The sequence below is a fragment of the Arthrobacter sp. P1_A5 genome (assembly GCF_056406825.1).
Genome location: NZ_JBFTZL010000001.1, coordinates 185,156 through 191,512 on the forward strand (window position 1 = coordinate 185,156; position 6,357 = coordinate 191,512).

Below are 6,357 nucleotides of genomic sequence, written 5' to 3' on the forward strand. Positions count from 1 at the left end.
CGCCGCCGTCGTATTGCGCGGGGATGGCCCGGTTTACTGACTCATTTCTTCAGTGACTGGGCGATCTGGGTCATGACCGTGTTGTCTGCCAGGGTGGTCGCGTCGCCAACTTCGCGGCCTTCGGCGACGTCCTTGAGCAGGCGGCGCATGATYTTGCCGGACCGGGTTTTGGGCAGTTCSGGGACCACGAGGATGATCTTGGGCTTGGCGATCGGGCCGATTTCCTTCCCCACATGGTTGCGGAGCTCCTGGACGGTCGCGTCGCCGGAGTCCRYGGCGTCGGCGCGGAGGATCACGAAGGCGACGACGGCCTGGCCGGTGGTCTCGTCCGCGGCTCCGACGACGGCGGCTTCCGCCACCGCGGGGTGGGAGACGAGGGCGGAYTCGATTTCGGCGGTGGAGAGGCGGTGGCCGGAAATATTCATCACGTCATCSACGCGGCCCAGCAGCCAGATATCGCCGTCCTCGTCYTTCTTGGCGCCGTCGCCGGCGAAGTACATGGTCTCGAAGCGGGACCAGTACGTKTCCTTGAACCGCTCCGGGTCGCCCCAGATCCCGCGCAGCATGGCAGGCCAGGGTTCGCGGATMACSAGGAAGCCGCCGTGGCCGTTGGGTACGGATTCGCCGGCCTCGTCCACGACGTCCACGGCGATGCCCGGCAGCGCGACCTGGGCCGAGCCGGGCTTGGTGGCCGTGACGCCGGGCAGCGGGGCGATCATCTGCGCCCCGGTCTCGGTCTGCCACCAGGTGTCCACGATCGGCGCGGGSTGCTCCTTGCGTTCGCCGTTCTTGCCGGCGTTGCCGCCGATGWYCTCGCGGTACCACATCCAGGCTTCGGGGTTGATGGGTTCGCCGACGGAACCCAGGACACGGATCGAGGAGAGGTCGGACTTGGCCGGGATGTCCTTGCCCCACTTCATGAAGGTGCGGATCGCGGTGGGGGCGGTGTAGAGGATKGAGACCTTGTACTTCTCCACGATTTCCCACCAGCGGCCCTGGTGCGGGGAATCCGGGGTGCCYTCATACATGACCTGGGTGGCGCCGTTGATCAGCGGGGCRTAGGCGACRTAGGAGTGCCCGGTGATCCAGCCGACGTCGGCGGTGCACCAGTAGACGTCGGTCTCCGGGTGGAGGTCAAAGACCGCCTTGTGCGTGTAGGCGCCCTGGGTGAGGTAGCCGCCGGTGGTGTGCAGGATGCCCTTGGGCTTGCCCGTCGTGCCGGAGGTGTAGAGGATGAAGAGCGGRTGTTCGGAGTCGTGCCCGASSGCGGTGTGCTCGGCGGACGCGGCGCCGACGGTGTCGGCCCACCAGTGGTCCCGGCCCTCGTGCCAGTCCACATCCTGGCCGTTGCGCTTGACCACCACGACGTTCTGCACGGTGTGTCCGGTGCCGTCWCCCTCGTGGGACAACGCGTCGTCGACGGCCGGCTTCAGCGCGCTGGGCTTGCCGCGGCGGTACGTGCCGTCGGCCGTGACCACGAGCTTGGCCTCGGCGTCGTCGATCCGGGAGCGCAGGGCTTCGGCGGAGAAGCCGCCGAAGACCACGGAGTGGATCGCGCCGATCCGGGCGCAGGCCAGCAGGGTGATGACGGCCTCGGGRATCATGGGCAGGTACACGGCCACCCGGTCGCCCTTGGCCACGCCGAGGGACTCGAACGCGTTCGCGGCCTTCTTCACCTCCTCGGTCAGCTGCGCGTAGGTGTAGGTGCGGGTGTCGCCGGGCTCGCCCTCGAAGWAGATGGCCACCCGGTCCCCGTTGCCGGCCTCGACGTGCCGGTCCAGGGCGTTGTAGGCCGCGTTGACCTCGCCGCCGACGAACCACTTCGCGAACGGCGGRTCGGACCAGTCCAGCGCCTGGGTGAAGTCCCTGGACCAGCTCAGCAGCTCCCGGGCCTGCTTCGCCCAGAACGCGGGACGGTCGGCGTCGGCCTCGGCGTAATCGGCGGCGGTGACCACTGCGTTCGCCGCGAACTCGGCGGACGGCGCGAAACGGCGGTTCTCCTGCGACAGGTTTTCGAAGGCATCGCCCTGGGTCATCTGCGTGACCATGGAGCCGGGTGTCTGCTGGGACATGGTGAACCTCATCATTCATCGATCCGGGCTGCGCGGCCGTGCCCGTCACCGTCGCGCCGGGCCGCTTGCGCGACGTCGGGCGGCGGCAGACGGCGGCAGAGCCGCCAGCGCTGTCTGGAATCAACACTAATACTTGGGTCCGACCAAACGTGCGCCCCGTCACAAACAGCTCCGTGAGCGGTGTTCGTTAAGCGCCGAGTGGTCTGTCCCCGGCGCCGGACGGCGGGCCGGGGCAAGGGTCCGGGATTCGGAAATCTGGGGAATTCTGCTGCGTCCGCCCTCGGCTTGTCAGCTAGTGATCGGCCATTCACTTGGCTAGGCTGAGATGAAGTTGTGACATCCGATGGAGGCGACTGGACCGCTGGCGGTCCTGTCCTTGCCTGCCGTTAGACGGCGCTGTCCAGGGCGCCGCCATGCTAAGGAGATACGGAATGAACGAGCAAGACAACGGGCAGCTCCGGGCGCCCGCCCAGAACCAGGGTGGAACGGCGCAGCCGGGGCCCGCCGGGTTCGGGGATGCGCCACGCTTCACGGTGGACAAGAAGACCGGGAAGAAGAACGAAGCCGTCCTCGGCCCGTTCACCATCCGTGACCTCACCGTTTTCGGCTCCACACTGCTTCTTTTCATCGCCTCACTGATTCCGATGTTTGCCTTCGCCTACAACCTCTGGAACCTGGGCAGCCTCTTCTTCCTGGGCCTGGGCATCGTGCTGCCGCTCATTGTCACCGCGTTGTTCGTGGCCCGCCGCCTCAGCCCGTCGACCAAGATCCGGATCGGATCCCTGTCGATCGACCAGTTCGCGTCCGTTGTAGCGTCGTTCACGCTGGCCTTCTTTTTCCTCGCCGCCGCCGGGGCGTTCGTGCCGAGCATGCTTATCGCGCTCCTGGGCGCTTTGGGGCTCTTCGCCGCCACGGTGCTGGGCCGCTGGATCCCGTTCTTTGCCGGCGACTTCCTGGGCCGGGAGGACGCGCCTGCCCACGTGGTTGCCCGCGAAGCTGTTGTCCCGGTGCGAAAGCCCCGGGCACCGAAGGCGCCGAAGCAACCGAAGCAGCCGAAGGAATCCAAATTGACCAAGGACGCTGCGGGTGCGGGCGCAGCCGGGGCGGGTGCTTCTCTGGCGGCCGCATCCGGCCCGGTTGCGTCCCGCCCGGTCGCTTCCGGCGAGGCCGCTTCCGGCGCGGCCGCGGGCTGGGCCAAGCGCCCGGCAACCGGCAGCCAGGCTGCCACGCCGGCGGCAACCACACCTGCCGGGACCCCTGCCGGGGCATCTTCGGTGGGTGCGGCGTCCGCGGCAGCCCCCAGCGCTGCGGTCTCCGGTGCACCGGAGACCCAGATCTCGGGCGTTGTGCCAGCCGCCGGCCCGGCTGCCCCGGCATCTACGGATTCATCGACGGCCCCGACGCAGGCCCCGGCTCCGGAGTCTGCTCCGTCCGCCGCGGACAAGACCCGGACCGCCGGCGTCCCTGCTGCCGCCGCCGCCGGTGCCGCCGCCGCTGGTGCCGCTGCACAGACGGCTCCCGCCGCGGAACAGACCCAGGCCGCCGGCGTGCCGGCCGCCACCGGCGGCAGCGCCCCCACTACAGTCAACCCCCAGGTCCGGCCGCAGGAACAGGCCCGGCCGCAGGAACCCATCGGCGCAACCGTTGATCCCGCCAGCCGGCCCGCGGAGGACGATGTCCACCCCGTTCACGAGGCCTTCTGGTTCGCCGTCGCGCAGCCCCGCACCGCCATCGATGTGCGCACCGGTGCCCCGGCGTTCGTCATTGAACCCGGCGGCTGGGTCCTTGCCCTGGAGGACCGCGGCAACGAGTTCCTGGTCCAGCACACCGACGGCCGGCTCGGCCTTTTGCGGGACCTCAGCAACATCGAACGCGGTTAGTCCGCCGCCGTGACCACGGAATCCGGCAGCCCGGAATCCGGCACCCCGATCCCGGGGAGCGCCAAGCCGGGTGCGCCGCGGGCGTCGGGGGAGTCAATGCTGGCGCTCAAGCGCCGCGCGCGCCGGATCAACCGGGAACTCGCGGAGCAGTACCCCTACGCCCACGCGGAGCTGGACTTCCGCACGCCGTTCGAGCTCGTGATAGCCACCGTGCTGTCCGCGCAGACCACGGACGTGCTGGTCAACCAGATCACGCCCCTGCTGTTCGCGCGCTACCCGGATGCGCGGCGGATGGCGGAGGCGGATCCGGCCGAGCTGGAGGCCATTATCAAGCCCACCGGCTTCTTTCGTGCCAAGGCCAGAAATCTCCTGGCGCTGTGCACCCGGCTGGTGGACGAGTACGACGGCGAGGTGCCGGGCCGGCTCGCGGACCTGGTGACGCTGCCCGGCGTCGGGCGGAAAACCGCGAACGTCGTGCTGGGCAATGCCTTCGGCATTCCGGGCATCACGGTGGACACCCACTTCGGCCGGCTGGCCCGGCGCTTCAGCTGGACCGAGTCGGATGATCCGGTCCGGATCGAGTCGGACGTCGCGGAGCTGTTCGAGCCGAAGGACTGGACCATGCTCTCGCACCGCGTCGTCTTTCACGGCCGCCGCGTCTGCCATTCCCGGAAGCCGGCGTGCGGGGCCTGCGCGGTGGCCAATTGGTGCCCCAGCTACGGCATGGGGGAAACCGACCCGGCGAAGGCAAAGAAACTGCTGAAGTACGAACTCGCCCCGGGCCAGGAGCAACTGCTGGCCCGGCTGCTGGCCGAGACGCACCGCGCCGCGGAAATCCGGATGGACTCGCAGAGGAAACAGCCGTGACMGCGCGCCAGGACCTCGTCGACCTCGTTGCCGCGGTGGAGGCGGGCACGGCGCCGGCCCCGGATCCGCGCTGGCGGGAACTCGCCGTCGAACCCGGCGAGCGGATCCGTAGGGCAGCGGTGCTCATGCTCTTTGGTGCGCTGGACAATGTCCCCGCAGTGTCCGAGAAGTTGCTGGCTCCGGCCGATTTGGACGTGCTGCTGCTGCAGCGGGCCCAAACGCTGGAGGACCATCCCGGGCAGGTGGCGTTTCCCGGCGGCGGCATCGATCCAGGTGAGTCCGTGGTGGGCGCGGCCCTCCGCGAGGCGGAGGAGGAGACTGGGCTGAACCCTGCGGGGGTGGACGTGCTCGGCGTGATGCCTGAACTGGCCCTGCCCCGGGGCAATTTCCTGGTCACACCGGTCCTGGCCTGGTGGGCTGCCCAGTCGCCGGTCCGGGTGGTCGACTACGGTGAATCCGCGCAGGTGTTCCGGGTCCCGGTCAGGGACCTGCTGGACCCGGACAATCGGGTGATGGCCACGGTCAGCCGGGCCGGCCAGACATTCCAGAGCCCAGCCTTCACCGTCAACGGCGTCGTGGTGTGGGGTTTTACCGGGATGATCCTGAACCAGCTTTTTGAACAGCTGGGCTGGGCCGTGCCGTGGGACCGCGCTCGGCTCTACGGAATTGATGTGTGAAGCCCGCACGGCGCCGGCCTGCCGGCCGGGCAGCAACGGGGTTGCTGCCGCCTAGCCGGCAGCCACCGGGCTGCCCGCCAGAGGAGCCATCGCCCGTCCTCCCGACCTGCTGGAGGCGACCCGCCTGTGAGCGCCGGAATGATCCACAACCAGGCCGGTCGCGGCGTTCTCGCGCACGGCGTTGATGCCCGCCGCTGCGCTCTTGATGGAGCTGAAGAGCGGGGACACGGCCACTACCGTGCCATCCGCCGCCGTCAACCTGAAGAAATAAGCCTTGTCGCCAGCTTGCGCGATCTCAAAAATGCCAGCCAAACCTGTGCCTCCCCAATATCCTTGCGTCTTTGCAATAGCCGGCGGATCGTACGGGAAATCACCGGCCTTTCCGAGAGTAGCCCGGTGACGGAGCACACACAACGCTACCGACGGGTACGTTACAGGCGGTGACTTCGGTCACTCATTTGGCGTTGTCGTACGAGTCGACGACGGCCACGCTGACCGGAAATTCCACCGGAATGCGGCCGAACAAGAGCTCTTTCGCGGCATTTGCGGAGTCTTCGATCGCTTTGATGCAATCTGCGACCGCACTTTCGGGGCAGTGCACCATCACCTCGTCGTGGAGGAAGAACACCAGTTCGCCGGCAGCTGCGCCTTCCGCCCGTATGGCGCGAAGCCGGCGTCGCAGTTCCGCGAGCCAGCATGCCGCCCAGTCGGCGGCCGAGCCCTGGACCACAAAGTTTCGGGTGAAGCGGCCGCGAGAGCGTGCGATCGAGTCCGCCCGGCGCTGTTCTTCCGCGGTCGTGGAGTGCTGGCTCTGCAGCCAGCGCTCCGACGGCGGCGGGCTGCTCCGGCCCAGGCGCGAAG

At 68.7% G+C, this 6,357-nt stretch carries 6 protein-coding genes; 3 read left to right on the top strand and 3 right to left on the bottom strand.

The annotated features are described in order from the left end of the window. Window positions 1-41: 41 nt before the first annotated feature. Window positions 42-2,072, bottom strand: coding sequence for an acetate--CoA ligase (gene acs, locus AC1D1S_RS00860; protein ID WP_476993508.1), 2,031 nt, complete (start codon window positions 2,070-2,072; stop codon window positions 42-44). A 431-nt stretch (window positions 2,073-2,503) separates the two neighbouring features. Between acs and AC1D1S_RS00865 the strand changes: the two genes are divergently transcribed. The 3 genes from AC1D1S_RS00865 to AC1D1S_RS00875 all read left to right on the top strand — a co-directional run bounded on the left by AC1D1S_RS00865 (window position 2,504) and on the right by AC1D1S_RS00875 (window position 5,496). After that, window positions 2,504-3,952: a hypothetical protein gene (locus AC1D1S_RS00865; RefSeq protein ID WP_476993509.1), complete on the top strand. Its 1,449-nt coding sequence runs from the start codon at window positions 2,504-2,506 to the stop codon at window positions 3,950-3,952. A gap of 96 nt (window positions 3,953-4,048) precedes the next feature. Then, window positions 4,049-4,819 (top strand): endonuclease III, encoded by a 771-nt coding sequence (gene nth / locus AC1D1S_RS00870; RefSeq protein WP_476993515.1) that lies wholly within the window; start codon window positions 4,049-4,051, stop codon window positions 4,817-4,819. Beyond that, window positions 4,816-5,496, top strand: coding sequence for an NUDIX hydrolase (locus AC1D1S_RS00875; protein ID WP_028278263.1), 681 nt, complete (start codon window positions 4,816-4,818; stop codon window positions 5,494-5,496). Before nth ends, AC1D1S_RS00875 begins: the two co-directional genes overlap by 4 nt. A 51-nt stretch (window positions 5,497-5,547) precedes the next feature. Here AC1D1S_RS00875 and AC1D1S_RS00880 read toward each other — a convergent pair whose 3' ends face one another. Next, window positions 5,548-5,808 (bottom strand): YegP family protein, encoded by a 261-nt coding sequence (locus AC1D1S_RS00880; protein ID WP_308197265.1) that lies wholly within the window; start codon window positions 5,806-5,808, stop codon window positions 5,548-5,550. 142 nt (window positions 5,809-5,950) lie between these two features. After that, window positions 5,951-6,357: DNA polymerase (locus AC1D1S_RS00885; RefSeq protein ID WP_476993510.1), on the bottom strand; the 407-nt coding region annotated here is incomplete at its 5' end.

Bases quoted from the DNA above. Each gene is read 5' to 3' on its own strand.
- AC1D1S_RS00865 (WP_476993509.1), top strand. From the start codon at position 2,504: ATGAACGAGCAAGACAACGGGCAGCTCCGGGCGCCCGCCCAGAACCAG.
- nth (WP_476993515.1), top strand. From the start codon at position 4,049: ATGCTGGCGCTCAAGCGCCGCGCGCGCCGGATCAACCGGGAACTCGCG.